The sequence below is a fragment of the Enterococcus silesiacus genome (assembly GCF_001886225.1).
Lineage (GTDB): Bacteria > Bacillota > Bacilli > Lactobacillales > Enterococcaceae > Enterococcus_L > Enterococcus_L silesiacus.
Genome location: NZ_JXLC01000040.1, coordinates 1 through 18,032 on the forward strand (window position 1 = coordinate 1; position 18,032 = coordinate 18,032).

General features: G+C 39.4%; 17 protein-coding genes, 1 tRNA gene and 2 rRNA genes. 1 reads left to right on the plus strand and 19 read right to left on the minus strand.

All coding sequences use genetic code 11. From position 1 onward, the window contains the following. Positions 1-31: 31 nt before the first annotated feature. From RV15_RS17780 to fabT, 12 genes are all read right to left on the minus strand, one after another. On the minus strand, positions 32-817 hold the full coding sequence (locus RV15_RS17780; RefSeq protein WP_071879334.1) for an acetyl-CoA carboxylase carboxyl transferase subunit alpha: 786 nt from the start codon (positions 815-817) through the stop codon (positions 32-34). A gap of 2 nt (positions 818-819) precedes the next feature. Then, positions 820-1,686: an acetyl-CoA carboxylase, carboxyltransferase subunit beta gene (gene accD / locus RV15_RS17785; protein WP_071879335.1), complete on the minus strand. Its 867-nt coding sequence runs from the start codon at positions 1,684-1,686 to the stop codon at positions 820-822. Between the two features lie 14 nt (positions 1,687-1,700). Then, entirely contained in the window at positions 1,701-3,071 is a 1,371-nt protein-coding gene (locus tag RV15_RS17790; RefSeq protein WP_071879336.1) for an acetyl-CoA carboxylase biotin carboxylase subunit, read from the minus strand. Positions 3,072-3,078: 7 nt separating this feature from the next. Next, positions 3,079-3,498 carry a 3-hydroxyacyl-ACP dehydratase FabZ gene (gene fabZ / locus RV15_RS17795; protein WP_071879337.1) on the minus strand — a complete coding sequence of 140 codons (420 nt, stop codon included), beginning with the start codon at positions 3,496-3,498 and terminating at the stop codon, positions 3,079-3,081. Between the two features lie 2 nt (positions 3,499-3,500). Beyond that, complete coding sequence (gene accB, locus RV15_RS17800; protein WP_071879338.1) at positions 3,501-3,995, minus strand: acetyl-CoA carboxylase biotin carboxyl carrier protein; 495 nt, start codon at positions 3,993-3,995, stop codon at positions 3,501-3,503. A 1-nt stretch (position 3,996) separates the two neighbouring features. Next, the gene (gene fabF, locus RV15_RS17805; protein WP_071879339.1) at positions 3,997-5,232 is read right to left on the minus strand and encodes a beta-ketoacyl-ACP synthase II; all 1,236 of its coding nucleotides are present in this window, start codon (positions 5,230-5,232) and stop codon (positions 3,997-3,999) included. Between the two features lie 26 nt (positions 5,233-5,258). Further along, positions 5,259-5,996: a 3-oxoacyl-[acyl-carrier-protein] reductase gene (gene fabG / locus RV15_RS17810; protein WP_071879340.1), complete on the minus strand. Its 738-nt coding sequence runs from the start codon at positions 5,994-5,996 to the stop codon at positions 5,259-5,261. Positions 5,997-5,999: 3 nt separating this feature from the next. After that, a complete protein-coding gene (gene fabD / locus RV15_RS17815) occupies positions 6,000-6,929 on the minus strand; it encodes an ACP S-malonyltransferase (protein ID WP_071879341.1) in 930 nt (309 codons plus the stop codon). 308 nt (positions 6,930-7,237) lie between these two features. Continuing rightward, positions 7,238-8,194, minus strand: a complete 957-nt coding sequence (gene fabK / locus RV15_RS17820) for an enoyl-[acyl-carrier-protein] reductase FabK (RefSeq protein ID WP_071879342.1) — start codon at positions 8,192-8,194, stop codon at positions 7,238-7,240. A 182-nt stretch (positions 8,195-8,376) separates the two neighbouring features. After that, on the minus strand, positions 8,377-8,604 hold the full coding sequence (locus RV15_RS17825) for an acyl carrier protein (protein ID WP_025873142.1): 228 nt from the start codon (positions 8,602-8,604) through the stop codon (positions 8,377-8,379). 49 nt (positions 8,605-8,653) lie between these two features. Beyond that, entirely contained in the window at positions 8,654-9,613 is a 960-nt protein-coding gene (locus RV15_RS17830) for a beta-ketoacyl-ACP synthase III (protein ID WP_071879343.1), read from the minus strand. A 15-nt stretch (positions 9,614-9,628) separates the two neighbouring features. Next, positions 9,629-10,069, minus strand: coding sequence for a fatty acid biosynthesis transcriptional regulator FabT (gene fabT / locus RV15_RS17835; RefSeq protein WP_025873143.1), 441 nt, complete (start codon positions 10,067-10,069; stop codon positions 9,629-9,631). A 288-nt stretch (positions 10,070-10,357) separates the two neighbouring features. On the opposite strand from fabT, the gene RV15_RS18905 reads away from it, so the two are divergent. Next, on the plus strand, positions 10,358-10,609 hold the full coding sequence (locus RV15_RS18905) for a hypothetical protein (protein ID WP_217265840.1): 252 nt from the start codon (positions 10,358-10,360) through the stop codon (positions 10,607-10,609). A 92-nt stretch (positions 10,610-10,701) separates the two neighbouring features. On the opposite strand, the gene RV15_RS17845 is transcribed toward RV15_RS18905, so the two are convergent. From RV15_RS17845 to RV15_RS17875, 7 genes are all read right to left on the minus strand, one after another. Further along, positions 10,702-10,932 (minus strand): YkuJ family protein, encoded by a 231-nt coding sequence (locus tag RV15_RS17845; protein WP_010773374.1) that lies wholly within the window; start codon positions 10,930-10,932, stop codon positions 10,702-10,704. Between the two features lie 100 nt (positions 10,933-11,032). Next, a complete protein-coding gene (locus RV15_RS17850) occupies positions 11,033-11,923 on the minus strand; it encodes an NAD(P)-dependent oxidoreductase (RefSeq protein ID WP_071879345.1) in 891 nt (296 codons plus the stop codon). A gap of 75 nt (positions 11,924-11,998) precedes the next feature. Next, positions 11,999-13,222 (minus strand): glycosyltransferase family 4 protein, encoded by a 1,224-nt coding sequence (locus RV15_RS17855; RefSeq protein WP_071879346.1) that lies wholly within the window; start codon positions 13,220-13,222, stop codon positions 11,999-12,001. Positions 13,223-13,243: 21 nt separating this feature from the next. Beyond that, positions 13,244-14,290 (minus strand): LTA glycolipid anchor biosynthesis glycosyltransferase, IagA/BgsA family, encoded by a 1,047-nt coding sequence (locus tag RV15_RS17860; RefSeq protein ID WP_071879347.1) that lies wholly within the window; start codon positions 14,288-14,290, stop codon positions 13,244-13,246. A 286-nt stretch (positions 14,291-14,576) separates the two neighbouring features. Beyond that, positions 14,577-14,650 (minus strand) — tRNA-Asn (locus tag RV15_RS17865). Between the two features lie 7 nt (positions 14,651-14,657). Then, positions 14,658-14,773 (minus strand): 5S ribosomal RNA (gene rrf, locus RV15_RS17870). A 95-nt stretch (positions 14,774-14,868) separates the two neighbouring features. Continuing rightward, positions 14,869-17,780, minus strand: a 23S ribosomal RNA gene (locus RV15_RS17875). Positions 17,781-18,032 lie beyond the last annotated feature (252 nt).

The following is an 18,032-nucleotide window of genomic DNA, read 5'->3' on the forward strand; positions in this document are numbered from 1 at the left end:
CCAACACAATTTGACGTAGAACCTTTTTTACTTAATATTTGCGGAAACGCTGGTAGCGATTTTCCAATAGTTCGTCCGTTTCAAGCTGTGATAACTCTGAAAACTTACTAATAAGTGCTTTTTGAATCATACGATTGACCTTCGATTGTTCTAAAATTTCACCATTCATTTCTTCTGGAATCACTCGATCAATGATTGTTAGTTCTTTTAATTCAGTGGCGGTAATTTTCATTAATTCCGCTGCTTCTTTGGCCCGGCTGCCATCTTTCCAGAGAATAGAGGCAAATCCCTCCGGCGATAATACAGCGTAAATCGTATGCTCCAACATCCACACTTCATCAGCTACAGCAAGTGCTAATGCACCACCACTACCACCTTCACCAATAATGATTGCGATGATCGGCACACTTAAATCAGCCATTTCTATCAAATTTTTGGCGATTGCTTCCCCTTCACCACGTTCTTCAGCTTCAATTCCACAATAAGCTCCTGCAGTATTAATAAACGTAACAACTGGGCGCCCAAATTTTTCTGCTTGCTTCATTAAACGTAAGGCTTTACGGTACCCCTCCGGATGAGGTGCGCCAAAATTTCGTTCAATATTCTCAGGTAAGTTACGGCCTTTTTGAATGCCGACAACGGTTACTGGTTTTGCTTCTAATGTTGCGATACCGCCGACAACAGCTAAATCATCGCCAAAGTAGCGATCCCCATGAAATTCCATGAAGTCACCAAAAATTGCTGCAATATACTCTAAAGTAGTATAACGATCCTGTGCCCGAGCTAAGGTGACAATATCATTGGCTGTTTTTTCCATCGCTATTTCCACCCTTTCATCGTATGAATCTTTATTAATTGACTAAGTACTTCTTGCAGCTGATTTCTAGGGACAATTTTATCAACAAAACCATGATCTAACAAAAACTCTGCTTTTTGAAAATCATCAGGTAACTCTTGACGGATTGTTTGCTCGATTACTCGGCGTCCAGCAAAGCCGATCAAACTTTGAGGCTCAGCTAAGATAACATCGCCATCCATCGCAAAACTAGCAGTAACGCCACCAGTTGTCGGATCCGTCAACACAGTAATATAAAGTAGTCCTGCATTACTATGACGTTTAAGCGCACCAGAGATTTTTGCCATCTGCATCAGAGAGAAAATCCCTTCCTGCATCCGAGCTCCCCCAGAAGCCGTAAAAATGATAACCGGCAAGCGCTGTTCAGTTGCACGTTCAAATAAACGAGTTATTTTCTCACCTACAACTGTTCCCATACTTCCCATGATAAAATTGGCATCCATCACTCCGATACCAAGTTCTTGACCATCAATTTTAGCTTTTCCTGTCAAAACTGCTTCATGCAGCTCTGTCTTTTCCTGCATTATCGTGATTTTATCCAAATAATCAGGAAAGTCTAACGGATCTTTTGTGACTAAATCTGTGTCCCATTCTTCAAAACTCTTCTCATCTACCGTCAATGCCAGACGTTCCCAAGCACCGATTCTAAAGCTATAGCCGCAATAAGGGCAGACTTTTTCTGCCCCCATATCTTTTGTATATAACGTACGTTTGCAACAAGGGCATTTAGCCCACATGTTATCAGGAACTGCAGGTTTTTTTACAGAAGATTGGTCGCCCGCGCGATTCGGATTGATTCGAATGTAGTTTTTCTTTTTAAATAAAGCCATACACCTGCTCCTTTTTAATTATCGCTTTCTGGTTCCCAATTTGGTAAAAATGTTTCTTGTAAAAAACTTGTATCATACTCACCAGCTAAGACATTTTCATGCGTAATCAAATCTAGCTGAAATTCTGCATTCGTGATAATTCCATCGGTTACGATCTCATGTAAAGCCCGCTGCATCTTCATCAAAGCATCCATCCGGTCATCGCCATGAACGATCACTTTAGCGATCATTGAATCATAAAAAGGCGGAATTGTATAGCCTGAATACATGGCACTATCAACTCTTAAGCCCATGCCTCCACTAGGAAGCAATAAATTTTTGATCTTTCCAGGCGAAGGGGCAAAATTAAAGGCAGGATTTTCGGCATTGATCCGGCATTCAATTGCATGACCTGTGATCGTAATATCTTCTTGTGTGTATGGTAATTCCTCACCAGAAGCCACTTTCAACTGTGCTTTAACCAGGTCGATTCCCGTAACCATTTCAGTAACAGGATGTTCTACTTGAATCCGAGTATTCATTTCCATAAAATAAAATTCGCCAGATTGATCCATTAAAAATTCGATAGTTCCAGCATTTTCATATTGAACAGCTTTTGCTGCACGTACAGCCGTTTCACCTAATAGTTGACGTTTTTCAGCTGAAATTGCAATCGATGGCGATTCTTCAAGAACTTTTTGATTATTTCTTTGTAAAGAACAATCTCGTTCACCTAAATGAATGACATGTCCATACTGATCACCTAAAATTTGTACCTCGATATGTCGTGCTGGATAAATAATCTTTTCCAAATACATATCATCATTACCGAAAGCCGCCTTTGCTTCTTGTTGTGCAGAGGTAAAATGCTGAGGCAATTCTTCTTTACTCAGCACTTTGCGAATCCCTTTGCCACCGCCACCAGCTGCTGCTTTCAGCATAACTGGATAGCCGATATCATCAGCAATTGTTAAAGCTTCATCAACAGAACTGATTACACCGCGACTTCCAGGAATAACTGGAACATTGGCTTTTTGCATCAATTCCCGTGCGTTGATTTTGTTTCCCATCGCATCAATCGTTGCTGCTTTTGGACCGATAAAGGTAATATTGCATTCTTCACACATTGCCGCAAATTGGCTATTTTCCGATAAGAAACCAAAACCTGGATGAATTGCTTCAGCATTGGTTACGATCGCTGCACTTAGTACACTTTGTACATTTAGGTATGAATCAGCAGCTTTCGCTGGTCCAATACAAATAGCCTCATCCGCAAGCTGTGTGTGTAACGCTTCTTTATCTGCTTCTGAGTATACCGCAACGGTCTGCACTCCTAATTCACGACATGCACGAATGATCCGAACTGCGATTTCTCCTCTATTTGCAATTAAAACTTTTGAAAACATAGCTCACCTATCCAATCATAAAGGTCAATTCTGCTTCCGCTACTTTTTTCCCATTCACAGTTGCAGTTCCTTTGCCAATACCGGCTATTGATTTTACTTTCATAATTTCTACTTCTAATATCAACGTATCACCTGGAACAACTTTTTGTCTAAATTTAGCTTTATCGATTCCACCAAAATAAGCTGTCTTACCTTTAAAATCAGGCATAGACAATAGCGCTACTGCACCTGCTTGCGCCAATGCTTCAATAATCAAAACTCCAGGCATAACAGGTTCCCCTGGAAAATGACCTTGGAAAAAGGGTTCATTGATCGTCACATTTTTTTTGGCGATAACTTTTTCACCCACAACGATTTCTTCCACTGTGTCTAACAGTAAAAAAGGGTATCGATGAGGAATAATTTCTTTGATCTCTTCTATATTCATCATTACACTCCCTTAGCTACACGGAAAAGTGGTTGGTTAAATTCAACAACATCTTCATTTTGTATCAAGACTTCCGTGATTACACCATCAACTGTTGCGGTAATTTCATTCATAAGCTTCATTGCTTCAACGATACAAACGACATCGCCCTTTTTCACTGAATCGCCTACTTGTTTGAAGTTTTCTTTATCCGGTGCCGGTTTTAAGTATACCACTCCTACGATTGGAGAAATAATTTCTTCTGTATTTTCTGGCTTTAGTTCATTTTTTACAGTTTCTTTTACTGTTTCTTTGACCTCAACTGTTTGATTAGTAACTTCTGCTGTTCCGGGATTCATCGTGTTACTGTCAGTTGCTTGTTTGACTTCATTCGATGATTTTTGTGTCACTTTATTTTTATTCATGTAAAGACCAAACGAACCTTCTCTAAGATCAAATTCAGTTAATGTTGATTGGTCAAACTGTGTTAATAATTCTTTCACTTCATTGATATCCATCTTAATCCTCCCAACGTTTTAAACAAAGTACTGCATTATGCCCACCAAAGCCGAAAGAATTTGTTAAAGCATAATCAAATTCATGTTTTTGACTTTCATTTGTGACAATATCAATTTCAATGGCTTCATCCACTTGTTCAATATTGATTGTTGGTGGAATAAATTGATGTTGTAAAGCATTCAAAGTGGCAATGGCTTCAATCCCACCAGTGGCTCCTAATGCATGTCCTGTCATACTTTTCGTACTACTGACACGAACATTTTTAGACGCTTCACCCAGTGCAGTTTGAATTGCCTTGGTTTCTGCTACATCATTTGATGGTGTACTTGTGCCATGAGCATTAATATAGCCTACTTTAGAAGCCTCGATTGCCGCTTCTTCAATTGCTAGTTTCATCGCTTTAGCAGCACCACTTCCGTCAGGTCTAGGAGACGTCATATGATACGCATCACAATTTGAACCATAACCTACGATTTCACCTAAAATCTTAGCACCTCTATTTTGAGCATGTTCCAACGATTCAAGAACTAAAATTCCAGCCCCTTCTCCCATCACAAAGCCACTACGGTCTTTGTCAAAAGGAATCGAGCCTCTCTTTGGATTTTCTTCAGCAGTTACAGCTGTTAATGAAGCAAAGCCTGCAATTCCTATTTCAGTAATAGAAGCTTCGGTTCCGCCTGCTAATAATACATCTGAATAACCATGTTTGATATTTCTAAAAGCTTCACCGATCGAATTATTTGCCGTAGCACAGGCTGTGACTGTTGCGGTACAAGTTCCTCTTGCACCTACACGTAAAGCGATATTACCGGCCGCCATATTTCCGATTGCCATTGGTATAAACAAAGGCGCTACTCGTTTAGGTCCTTTTTCACGCATTCGGGTCACTTGATCTTGAATCGTTTGAAGTCCACCAATCCCAGAACCTACCATGACACCAAAACGGTCAACATCGATTTGCTCTGTATCTAATTTACTCATTTCCATTGCTTCTAACGCTGCATAAATACCATACAGAGAAAATAAATCCATTCGTTTTGCATCTTTTTTGGCAAAGTATTTATCAAAAGGCAAATCCTTTACTTCTGCTGCTAAGGTAATACCTGTTTCGCTTGCATCAAATTTAGTAATCGGACCAATGCCATTTTTTCCCGTTTGCAAACTTTCTAAAAAGGTCTCTGCGTCATTCCCGATGGGGGATGCTACACCATAACCTGTAATAACTACGCGATTCATTCAATCGCTCCTTTCAAGTTTGTTTACTAGCCATGCATGACTAGACCACCATCTACATTCAGGACTTGTCCTGTGATATACGGACTTGTCGCTAAGAAGATAGCTGTATTCGCTACGTCTTCTACATGCCCAAACGATTGTAATGGAATTTGCTGACTCATTTGTTCTTTTATTTTATCGGACAACACTTCTGTCATTTCAGTTTCGATAAATCCTGGAGCGATAGCATTACAAGTAATGCCTCTTGCTGCAACTTCTCTTGCAACAGATTTGGTTAAGCCAATGACTCCAGCTTTACTTGCTGCATAGTTGGCTTGACCGATATTTCCCATCAATCCGACGACACTAGACATATTGATGATGCTACCACTACGTTGTTTCATCATTTTTTTGATCGCATGTTGCGTCATATTGAATGTTCCAGTTAAATTAATTTGGATACAGCGAGTAAAATCTTCTTCAGACATTCTTAATAGTAATTTGTCATTTGTGATTCCAGCATTATTTACTAAGACATCAATCGATCCTAAACCATCAACTACCGCTTGAATCATTTTTCCAGCAGACTCAAAATCAGCGATATCTCCAGATATACCGATACATTTCACGCCAAAAGCTTCCACTTCTGCAATTAACTCAGTACTGATTTCGCCACGTCCATTTAAGGCAATATTCGCCCCTGCTTTCGCAAAAGCTAAAGCAACTGCTTTCCCAATACCTCGTGTACTACCTGTAACAAAAATATTTTTTCCTTTTAAATCCATTCGTTACCTCCCGTCCAACAACGCTTGTGCTTCAGAGAATGTTTTTTCATCCTCTACGCGAGCTGTCTTGATTTCTTTATCGATTTTCTTGATAAAACCAGTCAACGTTTTACCTGGTCCAACTTCTATAATTACATCAACATTCATTTTTTTAATTGTTTCGATACTATCAGCAAAACGAACTGCTGACATGACTTGTTTTTCTAATAAGTCCTTTATTTCTGCTTGTTCCATTACTTGTGCTGTCGTGTTACTGATTACAGGAATCGTCATTTCTGTAAAATCTATTTTTTCTAATTCTATCGCTAACTTCTCAGCTGCAGGTTTTAATAAAGCCGTATGAAAAGGTCCACTGACTTTTAAAGGAATCATCCGCTTCACGCCAGCTTCTGTTAATAATTCTACAGCTTTATCCATAGCAGGTGTTTCTCCACCAATCACAATTTGTTGAGGTGTATTATAATTTGCAGGTGAAACGATCCCAAGTCCACTTGCTTCTTGGCAACACTCTTCGATCAATGATCGCTCAGTATTCATTACAGCAACCATTTTCCCTGTTCCAGTTGGTGCCGCATCAGCCATGAACTTGCCTCTTTTTGCAACTAATTGAACGGCTTCTTTAAATGGAATCGCACCACTAGCCACCAGTGCACTATATTCGCCAAGACTTAAGCCGGCTACGACATCTGGTTGATATCCTTTAGACTTTAAAAAACGATAAAAAGCAATACTAACGGTTAATATAGCTGGTTGTGTATACATCGTTTCATTAAGGTTGTCATTTTCAGTAAAGCAAAGCTCTGCCATATCATAGCCTAAAACATCACTTGCCTCTTGAAATGTTTCTTGAACAATCTTTTCTCGATCAAACAATTCTTTTCCCATACCGATATATTGAGCACCTTGCCCACTAAATACAAAAGCTGTTTTCATTACTTTACTCCTTACTTTAAAAGCGTAACAGGCTCGTTCAGCATCGACGAAAAATAGGAAAAAATAAATGTGGCGCTTTTTGCCGCAATTATTTTTTATCTTTTTTCCGAGATGCTAGCCTGTGAAGCTAGATAGTTTAAAAGCGTAACAGGTTCGTTCAGCCTTGACTGAAAAATAGGAAAACATGACTGAGTTTTTTTTTACCTCATTCAGGTTTTATCTTTTTTCCGAAAGGCTAGCCTGTGAAACTAGTGTTACTATTCAATTTTGAATAGTTTATTATATTTACAAGTCAATATGAGGGCTTTTTAAAGCCATTGACTATATTGTGCAGTTATTATTTCTCGCGTTTCATTAATGTATGATTCAATAATTTCTTTTGCTGTTTCTTCTTTTTTGATAAGTCCTGCAATTTGCCCAGCCATAATTGATCCATGAGTGACATCTCCTTCAACCACAGCCTTACGTAAAGCTCCCTGCCCTAATTTATCAAATTTTACAAGGTCAGGCTCATCAATTCGCAATTCGATTTTCTCTAATCGATCGTATTCATTCGTCAATTTATTTTTGATTGCCCGTACTGGGTGCCCAAAATGCTGACAAGTGACAGTCGTATCAATATCTCTTGCTTTGATGATTCTAGCTTTATAATTTTCATGTACTGTACATTCTTTTGCGACTAAAAAACGCGTACCGACTTGAACGGCTTGAGCACCTAACATCAATGCGGCTGCCATCCCTCTGCCATCACCAATACCACCTGCTGCGATTACTGGAATCGCTAAGGCATCGACAACTTGAGGTACCATGCACATTGTTGTCAACTTGCCAATATGTCCCCCAGCTTCCATTCCCTCAACAATTACTGCATCCGCCCCTATCTTCTCCATACGGATACCCAATGCAACAGAAGGAATCACTGGAATTACTTTGATATTATGTTCTTTGAAACGAGCCATATATTTGCTTGGATTACCTGCTCCCGTTGTGACCACTGGAACATTTTCTTCACAAACTAAATCAACAATGTCTTGTACAAACGGCGAAAGCAACATAATATTGACGCCAAACGGTTTGTCAGTAATTTCTTTAATTTTTTTGATTTCAGCTTGAACGATTTCTTTCGGCGCATTACCACCGGCAATGATTCCTAGTCCGCCAGCTTCAGAAACAGCTCCTGCTAATGAAGCATCTGCGATCCAAGCCATTCCTCCTTGAAAAATCGGGTATTGAATTCCTAGCAATTCACATATCTTTGATCGCATAAATGACATCCTTCAAATAATAGAATAATGAATAAAAAAGAGCTGGAACAAAACTCTATAAGTTTAGTACCAGCCTTACTACATCTAGCTAACGGTGTGAAAAAAGCTAGACTCTTCAGCAATTGTTGAGAATCGCATAGAGCCTTGCTCATCCAACTATTTATCGTTACTTGATTGTTTGATTATTCTGCTTTTTGTTTTTCTACGTATGTTACTAAATCTTGAACGGTAGTAATACCATCTTCCGATTCAATTTTTATATCGAAAGCATCTTCGATTTCATTGATGATTTGGAATAAGTCTAAGCTATCCGCATCTAATTCTTCTTGAATATTTGTTGTTAATTTTACTTCCTCAGGTTCTTTACCTAATTCTTCTACAATAATTGCTTGAATTTTTTCGAATACCATGTGTATATTCCTCCAATAATTTTCTTTTTTAGTTTATATAGTCACAGTTTTACAGCGTTAAGAGGATCGAACCCCACGTTAAACCGCCGCCATAACCTGTTAACACAATTTTTTGGTTGGAGCCTAATTGAATGATGCCCTTTTCTATTGACTCATCTAACAATAACGGAATGCTCGCACCAGATGTATTACCATTATATTCCATATTGGTGAGAAATTTTTCTCTTGGAACTTTAAGCTTTTTCGATATTTTTTCGATGATTCGCTTATTTGCCTGATGTAATAATAAATAATCCACATCATCTTCTATAATTTTTTCAATATTATTTGTCACATCATTCAATGAAAAATCATAGATATCTCTGCCAACCATTTGCATATAAGCGGAGCCTTCAGATGTTCCGGTATAAAAAGGGCTGTTATTTTCTACATAACCTGAAGTTAATGACTTACCTCTTTTACCATCAGATTGAAGCTTTTCTTTTAGGAAATGTTCTTCATTGCTAGCCTCAATTAGGACACCAGCTGCACCATCGCCAAACAATACAGCAGTACTACGGTCATTCCAATCCAGAACTTTGGATAGCGTCTCTCCACCAATGATCATTCCTAATTTTTGACCTGTGCGAATTAATTTTTCACCCACACTCAATGCATAAACAAAACCGGTACAAGCAGCACTTACATCAAAAGCAAAAGCCTGAGTAGCTGAAATATTTCCTTGAACAAGACAGGCTACAGAAGGCGTACCATAATCTGGTGTCATGGTTGCTACAATGATAAAATCTAATTCTTCTGCTTTTTTTCCAGATTTCTCTAATAGCTTTTCAGCAACTTTACTACATAAATCAGAAGTATTTTCATTTGTTACTACATTTCTTGATCGTATGCCAGTTCGGCTCGAGATCCATTCATCTGACGTATCCATCATCGTTGAAAGCTGATGATTTGATACCGTATTTTCAGGAACGTAACGACCTGTACAAGTTATTTTTGCATATTGGTTCATCTTGGTCCTCACTTTTTATTTATATTCCCTTAAGAAATCATGAAGATTCTTCAATGCTTTTAATAAAGCTTTTTCTTCAGCTTTATCCATTCCGTTTAAAATTCTCTTGACCATCTCTCTATGGAAGTGCTGATGAACACGAAAAAGTAATTTTCCTTTTTTGGTCAACCCTAACTTAACGACTCGACGATCATCTTCGCTTCGTATACGTTCAACATAGCCTTTTTTCACAAGATTATTGATCGCTACGGTCAGAGTTCCTACAGTGATCGATAATTCCTTGGCAACCTCAGAAGAAGTTTTTTTCTTATACATTCCAATTGCTTCGATTGTGTGCATTTCAGTAATGGATAAGTCATTGAATTGTGATTTCTTCAATTCAGATTCTTCAATTGTCAAAATATCATTAAAGACACTGACCAGATAATCGTTGACTGTTTCTAAATTAGGTTCCATTTGTGTGCACCATCCATATACTTTGATTATCAAATCATTTGATGTTCAAACTATATCGCATATGAAAAAAGATTGCAAGTAAAATAATTAATTTTTAATTTTTCTTAAGCAAAAAATGCGTATAATCAGTTATTTTACTTGAAGAAATAGCTTTAAAATAAGTATTCAACAATAGTACGAAAAATATTTAACAGTTCTATCTGAATTCACTAACACTTATTTTACTTTGAAACTCAAACTATCTTTACTTTATACATAAAAAAGGAACACGTTTATACCTTTGCTTCCTTGGTAATAGATACACTCGTGGCAAAAAATCCCGTCATTCAAGGTTTGAGCATCAGTTTGATTAACTTAGCAAAAGCTGCCTTTCCCTTAAGCATTATGATAGATGCTATTTTTTATTTCATCACAGAAACATTGTTAAATACACTTACTAAAGATCTTAATCATGCATTAGTTTTCGTTAATTTTAATGTATACAAAATAAAAGGGAAAAATACTATAATTGCGATTTTTGCTGAATTAACAACCGTGTAAGTAAAAAAATCCTGTGGCGTACAAAATTGTACGCCACAGGATTTTCGATTATTATCATTAATTTGTGTTAAATACTTACTGAAGTTTTCTAACTATTGAATTAAATCATAAATTTCCATTGCAACAATATCAATATTATCAAATTGATAGCTTTGCTGAGAATCAGTTTCAGTTAATTCAAATGTTTCAGTAGATTTATCATAGTTTACGATGCATTTTTCTGCACCTTCACGTTCAAAACGACGAACTTGTATTTCGTTGTCTGTTGCTTCAGTCATCGCTTCAAGTCGCTTGATAATCGCCACAAGTTGTGAATGTTTCATAAATGGGCCTCCCTCTAAAAACTAGTTCTGTACCATTGTATCAAAACATTGTCTTTCTTGCATGATTTTTCGTCATTTTTTTTAATTTTTTTGCTGTTCTTTAATTTTTAGCTTTTGGCTGTTTTCCATTAGCCCACCAAAGCTTGATCAGAGCTTGTGTTCCATCGTTTTCAAACCCTTTATCCGCAAGCTTTTCATACAGATCAGCCGCTAATTTCGTTGCGGGTAGATCAAGTTTCATTTTCTCAGCTTCATCTAAGGCAATTTTTAAATCTTTTATAAAATGCTTTACAAAAAAGCCTGGAGAATAATTTTCTTTTAAGATTCTTGGACTGTAATTACTTAATGACCAGTTAGCAGCACTTCCACCAGATAGCGTTTCAATCACTTTATCTAAATCCAAACTGGCTTGATTAGCATAAACCATCATCTCAGTCATACCAGTCATTGTACCTGCGATCATGATTTGATTTGCCATCTTAGTATGTTGACCTTTTCCAGCAGGTCCCTGCAACGTATAAGTTGTTCCAAACGTTTTAAAAATAGGTAATACTTGGTCATACACAGATTGCTCACCACCAATCATGATCGTCAGAGTGCCATTTTTAGCTCCTAGGTCGCCTCCAGATACAGGTGCATCCAAAGTAGCACCACCTAACTCATTTGCTCTCACTGCTATTTTTTCAGCGAGTGTCGGGGTACTTGTAGTCAAATCAACGATTATTTTATCCTTGATATCTACCGAAAAAATTCCCTTTTCATCAAAATAGATTCCTTCAACATCTTTGGGAAATCCAACCATTGTAAAAATAATATCACTACTCGCTGTAACTTCAGCAGGTGTATCCTTCCAAATAGCTCCTTCGGTTACTAATTCGTCTGTTTTACTCTTCGTTCGATTATAGACATTCACTTGCAGCCCTTGGTTCATCATGTTTCTAACAATTGCAGCTCCCATAACACCTGTTCCAATAAATCCAATTTGTGGCATGATTATCCTCCTATTTTTTCATTAATGAAAAAATCTTCTATTCTCAGTATAAACCAAGAACAGAAGATTTAACATTTATTTTCTCAAAGATGTCAATTTGACTTTAATACGCTCGATGGACGCAGCAGCTTCTTTTTCCAGCATAAGCTGATCATAATACTTGATCATATCTTCATAGAACTCAAGCATCACATTACCAAAACGAGTTGCTGAAATCTCATAAAGTTTTTCTTGTAAAATGGCTTCATCTGGCTTGATTCCTGATTCAACGTACTCAATAAATGCTGGTGCAAAATCTGCATCCGTTTTAAACGTTCTGCCTAAACTTTCATGATCAAACAAATTATTCAGATAAGCGTTGCCTTCTACTACACAAGGCACGCCTGAAGCCATCGCTTCTGTATAGGTAAGTCCTTGTGTTTCTGAGGTTGAAGCGCTGACGAAGTAATCCGCCGCTTTATAGTAAATAGCAACCTGATCATTAGGTACTTCTCCAATAAATTGAAGATAGTCACTTACTTTTAATTCTTCTCCTAAACAACGTAACTTATCAACATATGGACCATCCCCTACAATGACTAATCTAACTGTTGGAAAACGTTCAATAATAGCTGGTAAACCATTTACAATTGCTTGAATATTTTTTTCATATGAAATTCGACTCAAAGATAATAACATGACACTATCATCCGTCAGACCCAATTCCTCACGAAGTGCCTTTTTCATTTCAATTGTAATATCAGGTCTTTCGAATTTATCAATGTCAATGCCAGTTGGAATGATTCTCATCGGCGATGTTACGCCATATTCTTTTAGTTTCTGGATTACTCTTTCACTTGGGCAGACTACACCAGTCGTATGGTTTGCAAAAAAACGAGAAAAATATTTCACATGTGTTGGACGAACAACTTTTCCTTTTGCGATATAATGTAAATAATCTTCATACATCGTGTGATACGTGTGAATAACAGGGACTTTGAGTTTTTTCCCCACCATTTTCCCTAATAGGCCTGCGCCAAACTCCGTGTGTGTGTGAATCAAGTCTAAGTCTAGTTCTTTAGCAATTAGATAAGCATACCACATACCACGCACTACAATTCTTCGATCCTTAAATGACACAAAGGGAACACTAGGCATCCGAATAACATCCTCTTCAAACTCTTTTGCATTGGGGTCAGTCGTCGTAAAAATATACACTTGATGTCCTTTTTGTTCTAATTCTTCTTTAAGTGTCTTAATAGATGTTGCAACCCCGCTAACTTGGGGAAAATATGTATCTGTAAAGAAACCAAATTTCACCTTGTTCCCCTCCATTAATTTTTAATTTTCTAAACGTATCTGCGCTTTTTTCCCTGAACGTTCATCGTCGATAACTTTCTCATAAACATCCTTTAACTCATGACCAATCCGTTCGATACTTTTATCCTTAGCTACACGATAGCCAGCAAGACGAGTATCAGGTATTGTTTCTTCCACAAGTCTTTTAATTAACTCTTCAAATTCTTCATTAGTCTTTCCCATATAGCAATTTACTTTATCTTCAAGCCAGCCTTTATAAACAGGAATATCTCTCACCAAAACTTGCTGCTTACTAGCTAAAGCTTCTAATATAACGATTCCTTCTGTTTCTTCATAAGACGGAAAGAAAAAGAGATCTGCTGCTGAATAAGCGCCTTCTATGATATCTCCTTTAATGTATCCAGGAAATTCTACATTTACAGGGTGCTCTTCTTTGACAATCGTTCTGATCGCTCTAGGAATAGAATACATTGGTGTGTGACCAAACCAAATAAATCGATATTCAGGGAATTTTCTTGCTAGTTCAACAAAATCAATAATTCCTTTTCTTTCAAAATAAAGGCCTACACAAATAATCACTTTTTGCTCTTCATTGATTTTAAAATATTCTTTAAATTTCTTTTCTTTTTCTTCAGAACGTTTAAATCGATTCAAATCAATTCCATTTGATATTGATGCAATTGGGACAGTAATGCCATAACCTTGTAATAAATCTTTAGAATATGGCGTCGGCGTAATCAAATAATCTGCTTTAGTATACAGACTAACTAAGTATTTTTTTACTAACGGAGAAACCTGGTTCGATCCAATAAATGAATTTCTGAAATCTTCCTCCGTTGAGTGTGCGTGATAAATAACTTTTTTTCCCATTTTTTTTGCTTTATTTACCATACTATAGCTATTGATTCCATAAGTATTGATATGTAAAATGTCATAATCTGTACAATCAGCATCTAATGTATATTCAATCCCAACTTCAGAGAGTGCACGTTTCTGATGGTCTAAGGCTCGGCCTATTCCAGACTTTGCCAATATTTTTTCTCCTTCAAAATATAATAAAACCTTCACACCGCTCCTCCTAACTTCTTTAAATTATTATAGCATAGGTTAAAGAGCCCGTAATCAATCTAAGGTCTTAGTTTTAAATAGCTTATGGCTATTATATCAAAAAACAGTGCCACAAAGCCATTATTCAACAAAATAGATCCTTCACATGACAAAACTGTTAGATGAAAATAATTAGTTTTACTCTTCTCTATCATTATTTCATCTTTTGCTGATTCTATCAAATAATAAAATTTATTTTACTATAAAACAAAAAAGAACGAAAACTGGTTAGTCTTCGTTCTTTTTACTCCGGCAGTAGGACTCGAACCTACGACATCATGATTAACAGTCATGCGCTACTACCAACTGAGCTATGCCGGAATAATTAGCGTGGCGACGTCCTACTCTCACAAAGGGAAACCCTTCACTACAATCGGCGCTAAGAAGCTTAACTTCTGTGTTCGGCATGGGAACAGGTGTATCCTTCTCGCTATCGCCACCACACTGGGTGTTGTAACTATTTAGTTGAGTGATTATTCACTCAAAACTGGATTGAAGTAGTAATCAAACATTCCGAAATACTTTTTTATTTCGTTTCTTTGGTTAAGTCCTCGACCGATTAGTATTGGTCCGCTCCGTACATCACTGCACTTCCACTTCCAACCTATCTACCTCATCATCTCTGAGGGGTCTTACTTTCTTAAAGAAATGGGAAATCTCATCTTGAGGTGGGCTTCACACTTAGATGCTTTCAGCGTTTATCCCTTCCCTACATAGCTACCCAGCAATGCCCTTGGCAGAACAACTGGTACACCAGCGGTAAGTCCATCCCGGTCCTCTCGTACTAAGGACAGCTCCTCTCAAATTTCCAACGCCCGCGACGGATAGGGACCGAACTGTCTCACGACGTTCTGAACCCAGCTCGCGTGCCGCTTTAATGGGCGAACAGCCCAACCCTTGGGACCGACTACAGCCCCAGGATGCGACGAGCCGACATCGAGGTGCCAAACCTCCCCGTCGATGTGGACTCTTGGGGGAGATAAGCCTGTTATCCCCAGGGTAGCTTTTATCCGTTGAGCGATGGCCCTTCCATGCGGAACCACCGGATCACTAAGCCCGACTTTCGTCCCTGCTCGACTTGTAAGTCTCGCAGTCAAGCTCCCTTCTGCCTTTACACTCTGCGAATGATTTCCAACCATTCTGAGGGAACCTTTGGGCGCCTCCGTTACTCTTTAGGAGGCGACCGCCCCAGTCAAACTGCCCACCTGACACTGTCTCCCACCACGATAAGTGGTGCGGGTTAGAGGGTTCATAACACAAGGGTAGTATCCCACCAGCGCCTCCACCGAAACTAGCGTTCCGGGTTCATCGGCTCCTACCTATCCTGTACATGTGGTACAAACACTCAATATCAAGCTACAGTAAAGCTCCATGGGGTCTTTCCGTCCTGTCGCGGGTAACCTGCATCTTCACAGGTACTAAAATTTCACCGAGTCTCTCGTTGAGACAGTGCCCAAATCGTTACGCCTTTCGTGCGGGTCGGAACTTACCCGACAAGGAATTTCGCTACCTTAGGACCGTTATAGTTACGGCCGCCGTTTACTGGGGCTTCAATTCTGAGCTTCGCCGAAGCTAACCCATCCTCTTAACCTTCCAGCACCGGGCAGGCGTCAGCCCCTATACTTCATCTTTCGATTTTGCAGAGACCTGTGTTTTTGATAAACAGTCGCTTGGGCCTATTCACTGCGGCTGACCGAAGTCAGCACCCCTTCTCCCGAAGTTACGGGGTCATTTTGCCGAGTTCCTTAACGAGAGTTCGCTCGCTCACCTTAGGATACTCTCCTCGACTACCTGTGTCGGTTTACGGTACGGGCAGTTGTTTTCTCACTAGAAGCTTTTCTTGACAGTGTGACATCAGAAACTTCGGTACTATTATTTCCCTCCCCATCACAGCTTGTCCGTACAGAGTAAAGCATTTGACTCTACTCAAGACTTACTGCTTGGACATGCACTTCCAGTCGCATGCATTTCTTAGCCTCCTGCGTCCCTCCATTGCTCAAACAAAAACAACTGGTACAGGAATATCAACCTGTTGTCCATCGCCTACGCCTATCGGCCTCGGCTTAGGTCCCGACTAACCCTGGGCGGACGAGCCTTCCCCAGGAAACCTTAGTCATACGGTGGACGGGATTCTCACCCGTCTTTCGCTACTCATACCGGCATTCTCACTTCTAAGCGCTCCAGCCGTCCTCACGATCGACCTTCAACGCCCTTAGAACGCTCTCCTACCATCACACCAGAGGTGTGATCCACAGCTTCGGTAAACTATTTAGCCCCGGTACATTTTCGGCGCAGGGTCACTCGACTAGTGAGCTATTACGCACTCTTTAAATGGTGGCTGCTTCTGAGCCAACATCCTAGTTGTCTGTGCAACCCCACATCCTTTTCCACTTAATAGTTATTTTGGGACCTTAGCTGGTGGTCTGGGCTGTTTCCCTTTCGACTACGGATCTTATCACTCGCAGTCTGACTGCCGAATATGAATGAATGGCATTCGGAGTTTATCTGAATTCGGTAACCCGAGATGGGCCCCTAGTCCAAACAGTGCTCTACCTCCATCATTCTTAACTTCGACGCTAGCCCTAAAGCTATTTCGGAGAGAACCAGCTATCTCCAAGTTCGTTTGGAATTTCTCCGCTACCCACAGCTCATCCCCGCACTTTTCAACGTACGTGGGTTCGGTCCTCCAGTGCGTTTTACCACACCTTCAACCTGGCCATGGGTAGATCACATGGTTTCGGGTCTACGACTACATACTCATTCGCCCTATTCAGACTCGCTTTCGCTGCGGCTCCGGCTCTTCACCTTAACCTCGCATGCAATCGTAACTCGCCGGTTCATTCTACAAAAGGCACGCCATTACCCATTAACGGGCTTTGACTTGTTGTAGGCACACGGTTTCAGGATCTATTTCACTCCCCTTCCGGGGTGCTTTTCACCTTTCCCTCACGGTACTGGTTCACTATCGGTCATTAGGGAGTATTTAGCCTTGCGGGATGGTCCCCGCGGATTCCGACGGAATTTCTCGTGTTCCGCCGTACTCAGGATCCTCCTAGGTGTTGCCAACATTTCGTCTACGGGGCTATTACCCACTTTGGCGAACCTTTCCAGGTTCTTCGACTATCTTGACAGACTACCACAACGGAGTCCTACAACCCCAACAAGCAAGCTTGTTGGTTTGGGCTCTTCCCGTTTCGCTCGCCGCTACTCAGGGAATCGAATTTTCTTTCTCTTCCTGCAGGTACTAAGATGTTTCAGTTCTCTGCGTCTACCTCTAACCAGCTATGTATTCACTGGCAAGTAACATCCTATAAAAGATGTTGGGTTTCCCCATTCGGAAATCTCTGGATCATAGCTCACTTACAGCTCCCCAAAGCATATCGGTGTTAGTCCCGTCCTTCATCGGCTCCTAATGCCAAGGCATCCACCGTGCGCCCTTATTCACTTAACCTGATGACCTTACGGTCAAATTGTTTGGTTCGTTTCTCTAGCGATAGAGGCGTCACCAATAAAATAAGCTTCGAACTATTTTAATTAAAAAACTCATTCAACGCGGTGTTCTCGGTTTGTTTTGATTACTTTTTTACTTCAATATCCAGTTTTCAATGAACAATTCGTTTGAGAGAATCATATAAGAAGAAAGAAAATCAATTGATTCACTTCTATTTATAAGAGTAAACCTCTCAAAACTGAACAAAGTATC

Bases quoted from the DNA above. Each gene is read 5' to 3' on its own strand.
- RV15_RS17850 (WP_071879345.1), bottom strand. From the start codon at position 11,923: ATGCCACAAATTGGATTTATTGGAACAGGTGTTATGGGAGCTGCAATT.
- fabZ (WP_071879337.1), bottom strand. From the start codon at position 3,498: ATGAATATAGAAGAGATCAAAGAAATTATTCCTCATCGATACCCTTTT.
- RV15_RS17845 (WP_010773374.1), bottom strand. From the start codon at position 10,932: ATGAAACATTCACAACTTGTGGCGATTATCAAGCGACTTGAAGCGATG.
- fabT (WP_025873143.1), bottom strand. From the start codon at position 10,069: ATGGAACCTAATTTAGAAACAGTCAACGATTATCTGGTCAGTGTCTTT.
- RV15_RS17825 (WP_025873142.1), bottom strand. From the start codon at position 8,604: ATGGTATTCGAAAAAATTCAAGCAATTATTGTAGAAGAATTAGGTAAA.
- RV15_RS17830 (WP_071879343.1), bottom strand. From the start codon at position 9,613: ATGAACCAATATGCAAAAATAACTTGTACAGGTCGTTACGTTCCTGAA.
- RV15_RS17780 (WP_071879334.1), bottom strand. From the start codon at position 817: ATGGAAAAAACAGCCAATGATATTGTCACCTTAGCTCGGGCACAGGAT.
- fabF (WP_071879339.1), bottom strand. From the start codon at position 5,232: ATGAATCGCGTAGTTATTACAGGTTATGGTGTAGCATCCCCCATCGGG.
- accB (WP_071879338.1), bottom strand. From the start codon at position 3,995: ATGGATATCAATGAAGTGAAAGAATTATTAACACAGTTTGACCAATCA.
- accD (WP_071879335.1), bottom strand. From the start codon at position 1,686: ATGGCTTTATTTAAAAAGAAAAACTACATTCGAATCAATCCGAATCGC.
- fabK (WP_071879342.1), bottom strand. From the start codon at position 8,194: ATGCGATCAAAGATATGTGAATTGCTAGGAATTCAATACCCGATTTTT.
- fabD (WP_071879341.1), bottom strand. From the start codon at position 6,929: ATGAAAACAGCTTTTGTATTTAGTGGGCAAGGTGCTCAATATATCGGT.
- RV15_RS17790 (WP_071879336.1), bottom strand. From the start codon at position 3,071: ATGTTTTCAAAAGTTTTAATTGCAAATAGAGGAGAAATCGCAGTTCGG.
- fabG (WP_071879340.1), bottom strand. From the start codon at position 5,996: ATGGATTTAAAAGGAAAAAATATTTTTGTTACAGGTAGTACACGAGGT.